Source organism: Streptomyces sp. DH24 (genome assembly GCF_029813775.1).
In the GTDB taxonomy this organism is placed as follows: domain Bacteria; phylum Actinomycetota; class Actinomycetes; order Streptomycetales; family Streptomycetaceae; genus Streptomyces.
In genome coordinates this window covers 167,288-183,213 of sequence record NZ_JARVKW010000010.1, presented here as the reverse complement: position 1 = coordinate 183,213, position 15,926 = coordinate 167,288, and the positions used below count along the sequence as shown (strand labels likewise).

Annotated in this window: 15 protein-coding genes; 8 read left to right on the top strand and 7 right to left on the bottom strand. The window is 74.2% G+C overall.

Annotated elements, in window-relative coordinates:
* Nucleotides 1-425: 425 nt before the first annotated feature.
* Nucleotides 426-1,097, top strand: a complete 672-nt coding sequence (locus QC282_RS11270) for an O-methyltransferase (RefSeq protein ID WP_279549120.1) — start codon at nt 426-428, stop codon at nt 1,095-1,097.
* A 16-nt stretch (nt 1,098-1,113) separates the two neighbouring features.
* Here the strand turns inward: QC282_RS11270 and QC282_RS11265 are convergent, their stop codons facing one another.
* The 3 genes from QC282_RS11265 to QC282_RS11255 all read right to left on the bottom strand — a co-directional run bounded on the left by QC282_RS11265 (nt 1,114) and on the right by QC282_RS11255 (nt 3,125).
* A complete protein-coding gene (locus QC282_RS11265; protein WP_279549119.1) occupies nt 1,114-1,506 on the bottom strand; it encodes a hypothetical protein in 393 nt (130 codons plus the stop codon).
* Between the two features lie 361 nt (nt 1,507-1,867).
* Nucleotides 1,868-2,461 (bottom strand): hypothetical protein, encoded by a 594-nt coding sequence (locus tag QC282_RS11260; protein WP_279549118.1) that lies wholly within the window; start codon nt 2,459-2,461, stop codon nt 1,868-1,870.
* Between the two features lie 4 nt (nt 2,462-2,465).
* Nucleotides 2,466-3,125, bottom strand: a complete 660-nt coding sequence (locus QC282_RS11255) for a hypothetical protein (RefSeq protein ID WP_279549117.1) — start codon at nt 3,123-3,125, stop codon at nt 2,466-2,468.
* A gap of 155 nt (nt 3,126-3,280) precedes the next feature.
* Between QC282_RS11255 and QC282_RS11250 the strand changes: the two genes are divergently transcribed.
* A complete protein-coding gene (locus QC282_RS11250; protein ID WP_279549116.1) occupies nt 3,281-3,772 on the top strand; it encodes a GNAT family N-acetyltransferase in 492 nt (163 codons plus the stop codon).
* 39 nt (nt 3,773-3,811) lie between these two features.
* Here QC282_RS11250 and QC282_RS11245 read toward each other — a convergent pair whose 3' ends face one another.
* A complete protein-coding gene (locus QC282_RS11245) occupies nt 3,812-5,902 on the bottom strand; it encodes an MFS transporter (RefSeq protein ID WP_279549115.1) in 2,091 nt (696 codons plus the stop codon).
* 171 nt (nt 5,903-6,073) lie between these two features.
* On the opposite strand from QC282_RS11245, the gene QC282_RS11240 reads away from it, so the two are divergent.
* A complete protein-coding gene (locus QC282_RS11240) occupies nt 6,074-7,345 on the top strand; it encodes a peptidoglycan-binding protein (RefSeq protein WP_279549114.1) in 1,272 nt (423 codons plus the stop codon).
* A gap of 47 nt (nt 7,346-7,392) precedes the next feature.
* Here the strand turns inward: QC282_RS11240 and QC282_RS11235 are convergent, their stop codons facing one another.
* Both QC282_RS11235 and QC282_RS11230 read right to left on the bottom strand, forming a co-directional pair.
* Nucleotides 7,393-8,052 (bottom strand): HAD-IA family hydrolase, encoded by a 660-nt coding sequence (locus QC282_RS11235; protein WP_279549113.1) that lies wholly within the window; start codon nt 8,050-8,052, stop codon nt 7,393-7,395.
* A gap of 174 nt (nt 8,053-8,226) precedes the next feature.
* Entirely contained in the window at nt 8,227-8,808 is a 582-nt protein-coding gene (locus QC282_RS11230; RefSeq protein WP_279549112.1) for a TMEM165/GDT1 family protein, read from the bottom strand.
* A gap of 401 nt (nt 8,809-9,209) precedes the next feature.
* On the opposite strand from QC282_RS11230, the gene QC282_RS11225 reads away from it, so the two are divergent.
* The 4 genes from QC282_RS11225 to QC282_RS11210 all read left to right on the top strand — a co-directional run bounded on the left by QC282_RS11225 (nt 9,210) and on the right by QC282_RS11210 (nt 14,304).
* Entirely contained in the window at nt 9,210-9,854 is a 645-nt protein-coding gene (locus QC282_RS11225) for an HNH endonuclease family protein (RefSeq protein ID WP_279549111.1), read from the top strand.
* Between the two features lie 84 nt (nt 9,855-9,938).
* Nucleotides 9,939-11,576, top strand: coding sequence for an alkaline phosphatase D family protein (locus QC282_RS11220; RefSeq protein WP_279549110.1), 1,638 nt, complete (start codon nt 9,939-9,941; stop codon nt 11,574-11,576).
* A gap of 312 nt (nt 11,577-11,888) precedes the next feature.
* Nucleotides 11,889-13,763 carry an FAD/NAD(P)-binding protein gene (locus QC282_RS11215; RefSeq protein ID WP_279549131.1) on the top strand — a complete coding sequence of 625 codons (1,875 nt, stop codon included), beginning with the start codon at nt 11,889-11,891 and terminating at the stop codon, nt 13,761-13,763.
* A 94-nt stretch (nt 13,764-13,857) separates the two neighbouring features.
* A complete protein-coding gene (locus tag QC282_RS11210; RefSeq protein WP_279549109.1) occupies nt 13,858-14,304 on the top strand; it encodes a DoxX family protein in 447 nt (148 codons plus the stop codon).
* 50 nt (nt 14,305-14,354) lie between these two features.
* Here the strand turns inward: QC282_RS11210 and QC282_RS11205 are convergent, their stop codons facing one another.
* Nucleotides 14,355-14,897 (bottom strand): superoxide dismutase family protein, encoded by a 543-nt coding sequence (locus QC282_RS11205; RefSeq protein ID WP_279549108.1) that lies wholly within the window; start codon nt 14,895-14,897, stop codon nt 14,355-14,357.
* 255 nt (nt 14,898-15,152) lie between these two features.
* Between QC282_RS11205 and QC282_RS11200 the strand changes: the two genes are divergently transcribed.
* On the top strand, nt 15,153-15,764 hold the full coding sequence (locus tag QC282_RS11200; RefSeq protein ID WP_279549107.1) for a DedA family protein: 612 nt from the start codon (nt 15,153-15,155) through the stop codon (nt 15,762-15,764).
* Nucleotides 15,765-15,926 lie beyond the last annotated feature (162 nt).

Here is a 15,926-nt window from a genome sequence, read left to right as displayed (position 1 = left end):
TGAAAACGCCCTGGCGTTGACGCGCCAACCGCTGCGGGCGGACACCCCCCGACACGTCCCCTTCCCGCCGTACGCGACTGCCGCCCGGTGGCCCATCCCGCCCCGTCCATCCCGCGCGGGCGGCTGCCGGTGGCGGCACGCCGCAAGCCGCGGGCATGCGTGCCGCCCGGGGCGGCACGGGTGGGCGCGGGCGGCAACCCGTCAGCGCCGGGCCGCGCGACCCACCCCGCGCTCACCCCGACGCCGGGCGATCGGACAACGCACCCCCGCCCCCCCCACACACCGGACCCACACCCACATGACCCGGCATGCTCCATGCGGCCGAAACCCGGTGACACCGGAACCCGACACCCACTAGCCTTCGTTAGCACAGCTAGTTAGGACATCTAATAATCTGGCGCCTGGCACACGAAAGGCATGGGTGCATGAGCGAGTCGCAGCTCTGGGACGACGTCGACGACTACTTCTTCAGCCACCTCACACCCGACGACGACGCCCTCGCCGCCGCCCTGCGCGACAGCGCCGCCGCCGGGCTGCCGCAGGTCAACGTCACCGCCACACAGGGCAAGCTGCTCCACCTCCTCGCCCAGGTGCAGGGCGCCCGCACGATCCTGGAGATCGGCACCCTCGGCGGCTACAGCACCATCTGGCTGGCCCGCGCCCTGCCCGCCGACGGCCGGCTGATCTCCCTGGAGTACAGCCCCCGGCACGCCGAGGTCGCCACCCGCAACATCGCCCGCGCCGGTCTGGACGGGCTCGTCGAGGTGCGGGTGGGTGCCGCCCTGGAGTCGCTGCCGAAGCTCGCCGACGAGAACCCCCCGCCGTTCGACCTCGTCTTCATCGACGCCGACAAGGTCAACAACCCGCACTACGTGGAGTGGGCCCTCCGGCTCACCAGCGCGGGCAGCCTGATCATCGTCGACAACGTGGTGCGCGGCGGCCGGGTCGCCGACCCCGGCAGCACCGAGCCGGACGTCCTGGGCACCCGCGCCGCCATCGAACTCATCGGCAGCCACCCGCGGTTGAGCGGTACGGCCGTCCAGACGGTCGGCAGCAAGGGCTACGACGGGTTCGCGCTGGCGCGCGTGCTGGGCTGAGGGTCCCGGCCGGGCGTCACAGCTCGTGGTAGAAGCCGACGTTGACGCTGCGCGGGGCGGCCCGGTCCTGGATCACGACCTCGCCGCTGCCGCCCCTGGGCAGCGGCACCGCCCCGCCGTAGGGCACGGCGTGGACCTGGCCCGCGACGGTCAGCCGGACCTCCGAGGACGGTTCGGGCTGCGAGCCGCGCAGCCACGTCAGGTGCCAGCCGCCGTCCGGGCCGCACGAGAACTCCAGGTGCACGCGGGAGACGAACAGCCAGTCGTCCGGCGTCGAGAGCCGGCACAGTGACCTGTCGCGGCCCACTCGCAGCACCGCGCCCGGCTCGCTGGGCGCGTCGGCCATGAGCATGCCGGCCGTGGCGCCCTCGTCCGCCTGGGACACGGCGGCCATGGTGAGTTCGAGCACGAGCGCTCCTCCTGGGACTCCCGGGTGCGGCCGTCGGCAACGGCCGTATACGGCGGCCGGGTTGGCGCACCGCCGCCGCATGATAGATCGGCCGGCGGCACGGCGTCCGGCACAACGGCCGCATGCGGAACGTTCGTCGTCATGAGGAGCGTTCGTCGCCCGCGCCGACCGCGCCAGCCCCTTCGCCCGCGCCAACCGGCCTGCCCCATCGCCCACGCCATCCAAAGCGTCGGTCCGTCAAGTACCTCCCTGTGACCGACACACCCCCGCCCGGCCCTCCGCCGGACCACAAGCCCTGTGCGGGCGTTTCACGGTGGTGGTGGCGGGAGTGCCGGGCGGGTGTCCGGGCGGCGGGCGTGGGTCAGACGCGCAGCAGCCGCTCCGCGAGTTCGCGGTAGTCCCTGAGCGCCAGGCGGAGTTGTTCGGTGTCGCCGGCCGTTTCGGAGCCGGTCGCGGTGCCGTCGCCCCGCCAGGAGGCGCGCAGGCCGCGGCGCCGGTTCGTCATCGCCTCCGTGAAGCGCGCGGCGATGTCCTCCAGCACGTGGTCGGCCTCCTCCACGGCGCCCCGCGGCCCGTCCACGAAACCCGTCACCGCCTGCTGCATCCGCAGCGCCAGCCGGTCGGACTCGTCCTGCGGCAGCAGTCGGTTTCCGGTGCCGGCGCGCGCTTCGCCGGTGCCCGTGGTGCTGCCCGTGGTGGCCGCGGTGTCCCTGCTGCCCGGGGCGCCCGTGCCCGTGTCGGCCCTGGACTTCGCGGCGGTCGCCGTCTCGCTCGCGCGCGCCGCTCCCGGGGCGGTCCCCGCCCGCGCGTCGGTTCCGGGAGCCGGCGCCGCTTCGGGTTCGGTCTCCGTCCAGGTGCCGGTTTCGCGGTCCGTCGGCCGGGCGGGGGTGCCGAGCGGGCTCTCGCCCCGCGCGTCACGGTCGTTGCCGCCGGTCAGGCCCGTCGTGTGCGTCATCGCGTCAGCCCTCCTTCGTGCGGCGGCCGTGCAGGACCGACGGCAGGTGGCCGCGGTGGTGGCGGGGGCCGTCCTCCGCGACGCGGTGGCGGCCGTGGTCGCCTCGGGACGGGGACACCAGGTCGTCGAAGAGGGCCCGCGCCTCGACCATGGCCTCACGCATCTCCTCGGTGCCGGGGCCGCCGTCCTGCGTGCCGTTCGGGTTCGCGCGTGCGGCGCGGTGAATGCGCCGGTAGCCGTCGACGTGGCGGGCGTGGTGCACGGACAGCGCGGCGACCTGCTCCTCGTACTGGCCGCCGTCCGGGAAGCCGCGGGCGCCGGCCAGGTCCGCGATCAGCCGGTCCGCCTCGGCGGCAGCCTCACGCGGGGAGTCGACGAAGCGCTCCTGCGCGGCCGTCCAGCGCGCCTCGTACCGCTCGCGCTCGGCCGGTTCCAGCGGCCGTTCCCGCAGGTCCCCGTGGCGCTCGATGCGCTCGGTGAGTTCCCGCTCGGCGGCCCTGGTGTCGCCGTCGTGCCGGGCCACGGCCCGGTCGTACTCGGGACCGAAGCGCTGCCTCAGGTCCGGTCCGCGCCGGGTGCGCCGTGCGCGCAGGGTCAGGACGGCCGCCAGGACGACGACGACCGCCGCAATCACAATCAGAGCAATGATCAGGCCAGTGGACATGAATGCCTTCCGGATTCTCGGCCGGACCGGCTTTCCTTGCCTTGCCGGTTCGCCGGACGGGTAGCCCGGCGGACCGCCGTCAAACGACGCGCGCCGGCGCCCGCGGCGGCGAAACCGGTTGCGCGCCGCGGGGCGGCGGGCCGCAGAATTGCGGCATGACCTGGACCGTCGCCCCGGAACCGTACGACTCCCCCGTCGCCGCCGCCCTCTGGCGGGCGTACTACACGGAGGTCAGCGACCGCTGGTACCTGCTGCACGAGGGGCGCCGCACCGACCCCGGCGAGCTGGAGCGGGAGATCGGGCGGGAGACCGGCGCCGATCTCGCGCCGCCGGCCGGGCAGTTGCTCGTCGCCCGGTACGGGGGTGAGCCGGCCGGCAGTGCGGGCGTACGGCTGCTGGACGGGACGGTCGCCGAGCTGACCCGGGTGTTCCTGTACCCGGGGATGCGCGGCAGGGGTGGTGCCGCGCTCCTGGTGCGGGCCGCCGAGGACGCGGCGCGCGCTCTCGGGGCGCGGCGGATGATCCTCGACACCCGCGGCGACCTCGTGGAGGCGCGTGCCCTGTACGCGCGGCTCGGCTACGCGGAGACCGAGCCGCACAACGCCGATCCGTACGCCGAGCACTGGTTCGGCAAGGCGCTCAGCTGACGCCGGCCGTGGCGGGGCGGCCGTCGTGAGCAAGGGCGCTCAGCCGACGCCGGCCGTGGCGGGGCGGCCGTCGTGCGGGCGTTCGCGTTCGGAGCCGCACAGTTCGCCGTTCAGCTCGGTCACCAGCTGGATCAGGTCGCGCGGGCGGTCCGGTCCCCACCAGTCGCCGAGCAGTTCCGCCAGCGACTCCTCGCGGGCCCGTGCCAGGTCGTCGGCGATCTCGCGGCCCCGCTCGGTGAGGAGCAGGTCGAGGCCCTCGCGCACGGCGAGGTGCCGTTCCTCGACCTGCCGGGCGCCCGCCATGATGACGTGCAGCGGCACGGAGGTGCGCTCGGCCAGCACGGCCGGCTCCACCACCCCGTACCTGCGGACGCGCAGCAGCAGCCAGCCCGCGGCGGGCAGCAGGTCGTACCCGGCGCGTTCGATGATCTTCCGGTAGACCTCGCGCCGCCCCTCGCGGGTGCCGAGCACGGACAGCGCGCGGCACACCTCGTCGTAGCTGGACCGTTCCACGGGATTGCTGGCGAGGGTCTCCGTGACGTCGGGTGCCGTGACCGAGCCGCGCAGCCGGTCCTCGTGCAGGAACCACGCGAGCACGAAGCCGAGCAGGGCGACCGGTGCCGCGTAGAGGAACACGTCGGTGATGGACGACGCGTAGGCCTGCAGGGCGGGCGGGCGCAGGCCGGGCGGCAGGGCGGCGATGCCGCGCGGGTCGGCCTCCAGCGCGTCCACGGAGACGCCGGGCGGGAGTTGGGCGCCCCGGAAGGCGTCGGTGAGTTTGCCGCCGAGGCGGCCGGCGAAGATCGTGCCGAAGACGGCGACGCCGAACGAGGCGCCGATGGACCGGAAGAAGGTGGCGCCGGAGGTGGCGACGCCGAGGTCCTCGTAGGAGACGGCGTTCTGCACGATCAGGACGAGGACCTGCATGACCAGGCCGAGGCCCAGGCCGAACACGAAGAAGAAGACGCTCATCTCCCAGGTGGGGCTGTGCTCGTCGAGCTGGTGCAGCAGGAGCAGGCCGACGGTGGTGACGGCGGTGCCCGCGACGGGGAACACCTTCCAGCGGCCGGTGCGGCTGACGATCTGGCCGGAGGCGGTGGACGCCAGCAGCAGGCCGAGCACCATCGGCAGCATGTGCACGCCGGACATGGTGGGCGTCACGCCCTGCACGACCTGGAGGAAGGTCGGCAGGTAGGTCATCGCGCCGAACATGGCGAAGCCGACGACGAAGCTGATGACCGCGGAGAGCGTGAAGGTGCGGATCCGGAACAGCTTCAGCGGCAGTACGGGTTCGGCGGCCCGGCGTTCCACGGCCACGAAGGCCACGGCGAGGACGGCGCCGAGCACCGCGAGCGCGATGATCTGCGGCGAGCCCCAGCTCCAGGTGGTGCCGCCGAGGGAGGCGACCAGGACCAGGCAGGTGGCGACGGACGCGATGAGGAAGGTGCCGAGGTAGTCGATGACGTGCCGGGTGGTCCTGCGCGGGATGTGCAGGACGGCGGCGATGACGGCGAGCGCGACGACGCCGACGGGCAGGTTGACGTAGAACACCCAGCGCCAGCTCAGGTGCTCGGTGAACAGGCCGCCCAGCAGCGGTCCGAGGACGCTCGTCGCGCCGAAGACCGCGCCGAACAGGCCCTGGTAGCGGCCGCGTTCGCGGGGCGGCACCAGGTCGCCGACGATCGCCATCGACAGCACCATCAGCCCGCCGCCGCCCAGGCCCTGGACGGCGCGGAACGCGATCAGCTCGGCCATGTTCTGCGCCATGCCGCACAGCGCCGAGCCCACCAGGAAGATCAGGATGGCGGTCTGGAACAGCCGTTTGCGCCCGTACTGGTCGCCGAGTTTGCCCCACAGCGGGGTCACGGCGGTCGCGGCGAGCATGTACGCGGTGACGACCCACGACAGGTGGTTCATGCCGCCGAGTTCGCTGACGATGGTGGGCAGCGCGGTGGACACGATGGTCTGGTCGAGGGCGGCGAGCAGCATGCCGAGGAGCAGGGCACCGATGGAGACGAGGACGTTCCCCGGCACGTGCTCCTCGGTGCGGGCGTCCCGCCCGGTGGGCCTCGCCGCCGAGGGCTGCGGGTGCCGTGCCTGCCCTGTCGTACCGTGCGCATCCCCCGCCATGGAGACCTCCCGAGGCTCTCGGTGACCCTTCCATCCTGAGACGTGTGGCCGGTTATGGCCTGTTGAGTCCCGCTGGAACCCGGTGTTCCGGGGGCTTGCCGCATCTGGTGTGGAGGAGATCTGGATAATCTCTGGAGTTCGCGAGGGGACGCGAGGGGAGGGGACGATCGCATGGCAGAGCCGAAGGGGCATCCGTGCCCGGAGTGCGGGACACCGCGCGAGCCGGACAACAGCCCGGCCTGCGCGTGCGCACAGCGCGCTTCCGACGCCCTGCGCGACGCCCGTACGGCCCAGGCGGCAGCGGCGGAGGACTTCGACCCGCTGCGGATCAGGCCGTACGTCGAACTGGACGGCCCCGCCCGGCAGGCCCCCGCCGAGACTCCGACCCGGGAGCTCCCGACGGTGGGCCGGCAGACACCGCCCGGCGGGCCGACGACGCCGTTGCGGGCGGTGCCGCCGAGAGTGGCCGGAGGCGCACCGGAGGCGTTCGGCGCGGCGCCGGGGGCCGGTGACGCGCCGGGGCCCTCCGCCGCGAGCGCACCCGCTCACACGCCGGGGGCGGCCTCCGCCGTGCCGGGAGCCGGTGAAGCACCCGGAGCGCCTTCCCTCGCACCCGGAGCGCCTTCCCCCGCACCCGGAGCCGGCCCAGCCGCCCCGCACGCCGTCGACCAGACCTCCGTGCTGCCCACCCCGCTCGCGCCCCCGAGCAGCGCGCCCAGCGACACCGACCTGCGTCTGTTCGAGGCGCCGGAGGCGGCGGGGGCGGGCCCGGCCACGGGCGAAGGACACGGCGACGGCGACGGCCCACGCTCGCGGCGTCGGCGTCGCGGGGTGCTGCTCAGCGCCGCCGGGGGTGTCGTCGCCGTGGTCGCGGCGGCCGGGTACGCGAGCGGGCTGTTCTCGTACGAGACGCCCTCCCGGGACTCCGCCCTGCCGTCCGACCTGCGGGCGAGCGTCCCCGACGCCCCGGCCGGGACGGTGTCCGCGACGGCGAGCGGCCAGGCGTCCCCGTCCGCGTCGCGGACCTCGGCGTCGCCGAGCCCTTCCGTCAGCGAGAGCGCCTCGCCGTCACCGAGCCCGTCGCGGTCGAGCGCCTCCCCGAGCCCGTCGGAGAAGCCGGCGGTGCCGTCGGCACCGGCGCCGACCGTCACGGCCGACGGCACCCTGTCGTCCGGCCCGGACGACGACGGGCGGGACGACGGGCGGGACGACGGGACGGTGCTGCGCCGGGGCGACCGGGGTCCCGAGGTGACCGAGCTGCAACTGCGCCTGCGCCGGCTGTACCTGTACACGGGCGAGGCCCACGGCCGCTTCACCCACCAGGTCGAGGACGCCCTGCGCACCTACCAGTGGTCACGCGGCGTGGACACGGGCGAGGGCGAGCTGGGGGTGTACGGCCCGGACACCCGCCGAAGCCTGGAGTCGGAGACGCGGGAGCCGTAGGGCGTGGGCGGGGCGAGGCGGGGCCCCGGCTCCGGCTCCGGCTCCGGTCAGCCCACCCGCAGGCGGACGGTCCCGTCCGGCTGTGCCTCGACGGCGATCTCCGTCAGGTCCGTCACCAGCGCGTCCGGGCGGTGGAAGGCGGCGCGGGGGCCGACGCCCACGACGCGCATCCCGGCGGCGCGGGCGGCGGCGATGCCGGCGCCGGAGTCCTCGAACACGACGCAGTCGGCGGGGGCCACGCCGAGTTCGGCGGCGCCCTTGAGGAACCCTTCGGGGTCGGGCTTGCTGGCGCCGACGGACTCGGCGGTGATCCGCACGTCGGGCAGCGCGAGCCCGGCGGCGGCCATCCGGGCCGTGGACAGGGCGACGTTCGCGGAGGTCACGAGGGCGTGCGGCACGTCGGCCAGGGCGGCGAGGAAGTCGGCGGCGCCGGGGATGGCGACGACGCCCTCCGTGTCGGCGGTCTCCTCGGCGAGCATGCGGGCGTTGTCGGCGTGGTTCTGCTCCATGGGCCGGTCCGGCAGCAGCAGCGCCATGGAGGCGTAGCCCTGCCTGCCGTGCACGACCTTCATGATCTCGTCGCCGTTGAGCCCGTGCCGTTCGGCCCAGCGCCGCCAGACGCGTTCGACGGAGGCGTCGGAGTTGACGAGGGTGCCGTCCATGTCGAGCAGGAGGGCGCGGGCGGTGAGGACGGTGGTGACCGGCATCGGCAGGCTCCAGGGCACGGGAACGGGGGCAGAGCGCGAGGTCCGCCCCTGGGGGACAAAACGGCCCCGCCCGCCGGTCAGGGAAAACGGGCGGGAGCCACTTTGTTTCTCCACGGTACAAAACAAGACCGGATACCGCCAGCGTCCGCGGCGAGCGTTCACCCGTCGTTCAGGTCAGGCGGTCACGGCTTCCCACAGGCTCCAGACGCCGAGGCCGAGCATCAGCAGCGCGGCGATCTGCGTGATGAGTTTCAGCGGGACCCGCTTCATCAGGGCCTTTCCGCCGACGATGCCCAGCCCGGCGACCGCCCACAGGGCCAGCACCGCGCCGAGGCCGACGGACAGCGGGTCGTCGTAGCGGGCGGCGAGATTCGCGGTCATGATCTGCGTCAGGTCGCCGAACTCGGCGACCAGGATGAGCATGAAGCCCGCCCCGGAGACCTTCCAGAAGGACTGGTTCTCCGGCTTGCGGATCTCCTCCTCGTCCTCGTCCTTCTTCAGCAGCAGCACCGCGGCGCCGGCCAGGAACAGCACACCCGTGAGGGCGTGCACGATCTGCTGCGGCAGCAGGGTGAGGACGCTGCCCGCCGCGACGGCGAGCGCGACGTGCAGCGCGAACGCGGCGGCGACGCCGGCGAAGACGTACGAGGCGCGGTAGCGGGTGCCGAGGACGAGGCCGGCGAGGGCGGTCTTGTCCGGCAGTTCGGCGAGGAAGACGACGCCGAAGACGAGCGCCGTGACGGACAGGCTGATCAAGGGTTCCTCAATCGGTCGGGGCTGCCCCACCGAGAGCGCTGAGCCTTTCCGCCACGACACCTCGGCACGGCAGCACACGGATCACCCGCGCCTGACGGCACGGGCGTGCACTGCTTGCCGAAGGTCTCGCTGGCCGGCCCCGTGATCGGGACCCGCCTCCGGGCGCCGGCCCAGGCGAGCTGAGCAGTATGTCGACGGTCCGGCGAAGAGCTACTCCCCTTCTGCGCACCCCATCGTACGCGACCGGCGCACCGCACCCCGGTCCGAATTGATGCCGCACGCCCATGGACGCGACATGTACGCGTCATTAGTTTCTTACCGAACGCACACCCCACCGCAATACGGCGTCGCGAGCATTCCCACGCTCGCAATCAACGCCCGCACCCCCCAAGGGAGTTCGTATGGCCACGTTCTACGCGCGTCGACGCTTCGGCATCCTGCTGGCGCTCGCCGGGCTCATAGCCTCCGTCGGGCTGTTCAACGCCCCGACCGCCTCGGCGGCCCTCCCCACCCCGGTCAGCGGCGCCACCGCCCGCAGCTACCTCGCCTCGCTCCCCGTGCGCACCGAGAACCGCACCGGCTACGACCGCGACCTCTTCCCCCACTGGAGCACCGTCAGCGGCGCCTGCAACACGCGCGAGACCGTCCTCAAGCGCGACGGCTCGAACGTCGTCACCGACTCCTCCTGCGCCGCCACGAGCGGCAGCTGGTACTCCCCGTACGACGGCGCCACCTGGACCGCCGCCTCCGACCTCGACATCGACCACCTCGTCCCGCTCGCCGAGGCCTGGGACTCCGGGGCCGGTTCCTGGACCACCGACCGCCGCCAGGCCTTCGCCAACGACCTGACCCGCCCGCAGCTCATCGCGGTCACCGACAACGTCAACCAGGCCAAGGGCGACCAGGACCCGGCCACCTGGATGCCCTCGCGCACCGCCTACCGCTGCATCTACGTCCGCGCCTGGGTGCAGGTGAAGTACTACTACGGCCTGTCGGTCGACTCGGCCGAGAAGTCCGCGCTGACGAACTACCTCTCCGGCTGCTGACCCGGCCCGTTTCAGCGGCCCCAGAACCTCCCCTTCCGGCACCGTCGCCCCGTACCGTACGGGGCGACGGAGGAGTGTGATCACGTGGCCGGACTGCGGCTGGGACCGCTGCTGAGGTACACGGGCGGTTCGTCGGCGACCGTGTGGGTCGAGGCGAGCCGCCCGTGCGCGGCCGAGGTGCGCTGCGCCGACGGCGCGCACGGCACGGCCCGGACCTTCCAGGTCGCGGGCCACCACTACGCCCTGGTACCGGTGACCGGTCTCACGGCCGGCACGGCGACGGCCTACGAGGTGTTCCTCGACGGCGCCCGCGTGTGGCCGATGCCCGGCTCCCCGTTCCCGCCGTCCGTCATCCGCACGCCGGACGGGGACGACGAGGTGCGGGTGGCCTTCGGCTCGTGCCGCTGGGCCTCGCCGTCGGCCGGCGGGCACGACCCGGTCGGCCCGGACGCCCTGGACCGGCTCGCCGCGCGCATCGCCGCCGACCCGGACGCCGAACGGCCCGACGTCCTGCTGCTGCTGGGCGACCAGGTGTACGCCGACGAGGTCTCCGACGCCACCCGCCGGTGGCTCGCCGCCCGCCGCGACCTCGCCGAACCCCCGGGCGACCAGGTCGCCGACTACGAGGAGTACACCCGGCTCTACTACGAGTCGTGGCTCGACCCCGAGGTGCGCTGGCTGCTGTCCACGGTGCCCAGTTGCATGATCTTCGACGACCACGACGTCGTCGACGACTGGAACACCTCGGCCGCCTGGCTCGCCGACATGCGGGCCACGCCGTGGTGGCGGGAACGGCTGCTGAGCGGCCTGATGTCGTACTGGGTCTACCAGCACCTCGGCAACCTCACCGCCGACGAACTGGCCGCCGACCCGCTCTACGCCGACGTCCTCGCCGCCCCCGACGGCACGGACGTCCTGCGCGCCTTCGCGGCCGAGGCGGACGCCGACCCGGCCTCGGTGCGCTGGAGCTACCGGCGCGACTTCGGCCGCGTACGCCTGCTGATGGTGGACACGCGCGCGGCGCGGGTGCTGGACGAGGAACGCCGGTCGATGCTCGACCCGGGCGAGGCCACGTGGCTGCGCGAACAGGCCCTGGACGGGCGGGAGTCGTACGACCATCTGCTGCTCGGCACCTCGCTGCCCTGGCTGCTGCCGCATCTCGTGCACGACGTGGAGAACTGGAACGCGGCGCTGTGCGGCGGCGAGCGGGGCGCCCGCTGGGCGCGCACCGGCGAGCGGGTGCGGCGCGCGGCGGATCTGGAGCACTGGGCGGCGTTCCCGTCGTCCTTCGAGGCGCTGGCGGACCTGATCGCCGAGGTGGGCAGCGGGCCCGACGCTCCGGCGACGGTGTGCGTGCTGTCCGGGGACGTCCACCACGCGTACGTGGCCGAACCGTCCTGGCCGGGCCGGGCCCCGGACGCGCGGGTGGTGCAGCTGACCTGTTCGCCCGTGCACAACTCCGTCCCGCTGTCGATCCGGCTGGGCTTCCGGTTCGGCTGGAGCGCCCCGGCGCGGGCGCTGGGGCGGCTGTTCGCCCGGCACGGGCGGGTGCCGCGCCCGCCGGTCACGTGGCGCAAGAACGGCGGACCGTGGTTCGGCAACCAGTTCATGACGCTGACGATGCGGGGGCGTTCGGCCCGGCTGCGGCTGGAGCGGGCCCTCGCGAACGGCGCCGCCGGGCCCCGGCTGACGACGGTCACGGAGTCCGAACTCACCCCGTAATGGCGCCCGCTGCGCCCCTTTGTGGGGTGTTGCGACGACGTGTCCCGGGATGCTCGTGAGGCATCCCACAGTGGGGCCCGTTCCTGCCGCCCGGAGGTCGGCCGTCCGGCGCGGCGACGGCATGATGAGGCGCGCCGTCCGCTTCCGGCGGGCGGTCCGCCACCATGAGCCCGCACCGCCACGCGCCCCACACGCCCGGGAGTCAGACCCTTGTCCGCACCGACCGAGGACCCCGCCGAGGACCCGACCGAGAAATGCGCACCGGCGGTCAGGGGGCCCGGTGGCGACGCCGGGGGCCCTCCGGCGGTCTCCGTGGCGCTCGTCGGCGCCGGGCCGCGCGGGACGAGCGTCCTGGAACGGCTCTGCGCCTCCGCCCCCGAGCTCCTGCCGCCCGGCGCCGTGTTGACGGTCCACGTGGTCGACCCCGACCCGCCGGGGCCGGGCCGGGTGTGGCGCACCGCGCAGTCGCCGGAACTGCTGATGAACACCGTGGCCTGCCAGGTGACCCTGTTCACCGACGACAGCGTGGACTGCTCGGGCCCCGTCCGGCCGGGCCCGAGCCTGTACGAGTGGGCGGTCGCCGCGCCGGGAGGCGCCGGCCCGGCCCCGGGCCCCGACGACTACCCGACCCGCGCCCAGTACGGCCGCTACCTGGAGTGGGTGTTCGCGACGACCGTCCGCGACGCACCGCCCGGGGTGCGGGTGGTGACGCACGCGGCCCGCGCGACGCGCCTCGACGAGACTCCGGACGGCCGCCAGGTCCTCACCCTGGACGACGGCCGGGTGCTGCCGGGGCTCGCGGCCGTCGTGCTCGCGCAGGGCCATCTGCCGGTGGCGCCGGACCGGGAACAGCGGCGCCTGGCCTCGTACGCGGACCGGCACGGCCTGCGGTACGTGCCGCCCGCGAACCCGGCCGACGTCGACCTCTCGTCGCTCGCGCCCGGCGAGCCGGTGCTGCTGCGCGGCCTGGGCCTCAACTTCTTCGACCACATGGCCCTGCTGACCACCGGCCGGGGCGGGCGCTTCGTGCGCGAGCGCGCGGGGCTGCGGTACGTGCCGTCCGGCCGTGAGCCGCGCCTGTACGCCGGTTCGCGGCGCGGCGTGCCGTACCAGGCGCGCGGCGACAACGAGAAGGGCCCCTACGGGCGCCACACCCCGCTGGTGCTGACCCCGGAGGTCGTCGCGGGCTTCCGCAAGCGCGCGGACTCCGGTGACGCGCCGGACTTCCGCGCGGAGATCTGGCCGTTGGTCGCCAAGGAGGTGGAGACGGTCTACTACGCGCGCCTGGTCCGCCGGCCCGGCTTCACCGACCGGTTCCTGGCCGTGCCGCACGGCGATCCGCGCGAGGCGTCGCTGCTGGACGAGTTCGGGGTGGCCGCCGCCGACCGCTGGTCCTGGGAGCGGATCTCCCGCCCGTACGGGTCGCGGACCTTCGCGGACCCCGGCGAGTGGCGCGACTGGCTACTGGCGTACGTGCGGGAGGACGCCGCGCAGGCCGCCCTCGGCAATGTGCGCGGCCCGCTCAAGGCCGCCCTGGACGTGCTGCGCGACCTGCGCAACGAGCTGCGGCTGATCGTCGACCACGGCGGACTGACCGGCGTCTCCCGGCGCGATCACCTGGACCGCTGGTACACGCCGCTCAACGCCTTCCTCTCCATAGGTCCGCCCCGGCGCCGTGTCGAGGAGCTGGCCGCGCTGCTGGAGGCCGGCGTCGTGGAGGTGCTGGGGCCGCGCGTGGCGGTGCGGTGCGAGGACGGGGCGTGGCTGGCGCACTCCCCCGACGTGCCGGGCTCGCAGGTCCGGGCGGCGACGCTGGTGGAGGCCCGCCTTCCGGAGCCAGAACTGCGCCGCACGGGCGACGAGTTGCTCGCCGGTCTGCTGCGCGCCGGGCAGTGCCGGGCGCATGTGGTCGACGGCTACGAGACGGGCGGCCTGGACGTGACGCCGCGCCCGTACTTCCTGATCGACCGCCAGGGGCGGGCGCACCCGAGGCGGTTCGCGTTCGGGGTGCCGACGGAGGGAGTGCACTGGGTGACCGCCGCCGGAGCCCGCCCGGGGGTGGATTCGGTCACTCTTTCGGACGCCGACGCGGTGGCCAGAGCCGTGCTACGTGCGGCAACTCCTGGGGCGTATTTGCAGCATGAGGAAATCCTTTGGCCAAATGTTGAACTTGCAAGCTTTGATTAGGGACACCTAACGTGAAGTTGCAGTGACCCGTTCGGTTCCGTCCCCCGCCGGTCCGCCGCCACAGGCCGGTGCTTCCGAAGGAGTTCCTCCCCCCATGACCGAACCCCTCAACAGAGCACAGCCGTATGCACTCGGCCTGTTCCGCATCGTCATCGGCCTGCTGTTCACCTGCCACGGCGCGGCCTCCCTCTTCGGCGTGCTCGGCGGCGCCGTCGGCGGCGGCACCGTGGAGACCGGCTCCTGGCCGGGCTGGTACGCGGCCGTCATCCAGCTGGTCTGCGGCGGCCTCGTCCTGGTCGGCCTCGGCACCCGCGCCGCGGCCTTCCTCGCCTCGGGCTCCATGGCGTACGCGTACTTCAAGGTGCACCAGCCCGAGACCCTGTGGCCGCTGCAGAACGGCGGCGAGCTCTCGGCGATCTTCTGCTGGGCGTTCCTGCTACTGGTCTTCACCGGCTCCGGCGCCTTCGGCCTCGACCAGCTGCTGACGCGCCGCTCCTCGGCATCCGAGGAGACCCCGCGGCAGTCGCCGGTCGCGGCCTGACCGACGACCGGACGGTGCCCTCCCGCGCGTGACCTGCGGGAGGGCGCCCGTCACTTTGCGGCGACCCAGCCGAACGGCACCGTGAAGCAGCCGACGCGGGCACCGCTGCCGCCCGGCTCGTCGTGCAGCACCACGGAGGACGCCTCACCGCGCCGGAAGCCCCAGTCGTGCCGGGCGCTCGCCGCGCCCCGGCCCCGCTCGTCGGCTTGGAAGTCGAGCCAGACCTCGTTGTGCGGGTTGACGGCGGCCGGATCGCCGGACGGCCGGTGCTGGTAGTGGCCGCCCGCCGCGGCCGGGTCGGCGCCGCACGGCTTCCGGTGCACGTGGACGCCGTACGTGTGACCGGGCTTCAGCCCCGTCACCCGCAGCTTCACGGTCGTGGCGCCGCCGGCCCGCATCCGCTGGCGCACCTCGATCCAGGAGGCCGCCGGGACGAGCTTCCTGTCGTACGTCACCGCCGCCGAGGGGACGAAGGCGGTGGGCGGCGCGAACCGGGCCGCCGTACGCATCGAGTAGCCGTCGGCACCGGTCGCGCCCGCCGTGCCCGTCACCAACACGGCCGCCGCGAGGGCGCCCGCACACAGTCCTGCCATGGTCTCCACCGCTTCCCGGGCCCAGCCGTCCCGTTGTCCGTCCGGCATACGTCCCTCTGTTGCTACGGGACGCCCGCGCCGGCCGCCCTCCGGGGGCGGCAGCCGGGTGAACGCGCGGTGCCCAACACGCGAGCCCCCCGTGAACCGCCTGTCACACGCCAGGCGTACGCTCTGTGGCTGTCACGGTCACTCCTGCCGCTCCCCCCGCGTCATCGCGGCACGGTCTGGCCCACGGGGGAATCACGGGGAGTTGCGGTGCTGGAGAGTATGGGGCCACTGACCGGTAGCCCATGGATCTACGCGGTGGTGGCCCTGTCGGTGCTGCTCGACGTGTTCCTGCCGGTTCTGCCCAGCGGCGTGCTGGTGATCACGGCGGCCACGGCGGCGGCAGCGGGCACCGGCGCGGCGGCGGGCAAGGTGCCGGCCGACGTGCCCGACATCCTGGTCCTCACGCTGTGCGCCGCGACCGCGTCCGTGCTGGGCGACCTGGTGGCCTACCGCGTCGGCCGGCGGGGCGGCCCCCGGCTGGACCGCGCCATCGCCCGCTCACGCCGTCTCACCGGCGCGCAGGAACGTCTTGGCGCGGCGCTCGCACGGGGCGGCGGCGCGCTGGTCGTCCTGGCCCGTTTCGCCCCGGCCGGGCGCTCGCTGGTCTCCCTGGCCGCCGGTGCCGCGCACCGCCGGGTCCGCGAGTTCCTGCCCTGGTCCGCGCTGGCCGGCGTGTCCTGGGCCGCGTACAGCGTCGCCCTCGGCTACCTCGGCGGCCAGTGGCTGGGCGCGACGTGGCTCGCCGCGGGGGTGTCCATGACGGCCCTGTTCGGCGCGGGCGCGGGCGCGGCGTACTTGATGCGGCGGAGGCCGGTGTAGGGGCGGGAGCAGGGGCGTGACCGGCGCGGCCGGCGCGACGGCGTGAGGGCCCGGCTTGGCGGCGTGACTGGCGTCAGGCCCGGCGTGGCGGCGTGACCGGCTTGGTGCCTGACCGGCGTGACGGCCTGGCTCGGCGGTGTGACGGCCGGCTTGGTGCCTGGC

What these genes read in the sequence shown, in the direction of transcription:
- QC282_RS11270 (WP_279549120.1), top strand. Translation starts at nt 426, where the DNA reads ATGAGCGAGTCGCAGCTCTGGGACGACGTCGACGACTACTTCTTCAGC.
- QC282_RS11260 (WP_279549118.1), bottom strand. Translation starts at nt 2,461, where the DNA reads ATGACGCACACGACGGGCCTGACCGGCGGCAACGACCGTGACGCGCGG.
- QC282_RS11255 (WP_279549117.1), bottom strand. Translation starts at nt 3,125, where the DNA reads ATGTCCACTGGCCTGATCATTGCTCTGATTGTGATTGCGGCGGTCGTC.
- QC282_RS11250 (WP_279549116.1), top strand. Translation starts at nt 3,281, where the DNA reads ATGACCTGGACCGTCGCCCCGGAACCGTACGACTCCCCCGTCGCCGCC.
- QC282_RS11245 (WP_279549115.1), bottom strand. Translation starts at nt 5,902, where the DNA reads ATGGCGGGGGATGCGCACGGTACGACAGGGCAGGCACGGCACCCGCAG.
- QC282_RS11240 (WP_279549114.1), top strand. Translation starts at nt 6,074, where the DNA reads ATGGCAGAGCCGAAGGGGCATCCGTGCCCGGAGTGCGGGACACCGCGC.
- QC282_RS11235 (WP_279549113.1), bottom strand. Translation starts at nt 8,052, where the DNA reads ATGCCGGTCACCACCGTCCTCACCGCCCGCGCCCTCCTGCTCGACATG.
- QC282_RS11225 (WP_279549111.1), top strand. Translation starts at nt 9,210, where the DNA reads ATGGCCACGTTCTACGCGCGTCGACGCTTCGGCATCCTGCTGGCGCTC.
- QC282_RS11210 (WP_279549109.1), top strand. Translation starts at nt 13,858, where the DNA reads ATGACCGAACCCCTCAACAGAGCACAGCCGTATGCACTCGGCCTGTTC.
- QC282_RS11205 (WP_279549108.1), bottom strand. Translation starts at nt 14,897, where the DNA reads ATGGCAGGACTGTGTGCGGGCGCCCTCGCGGCGGCCGTGTTGGTGACG.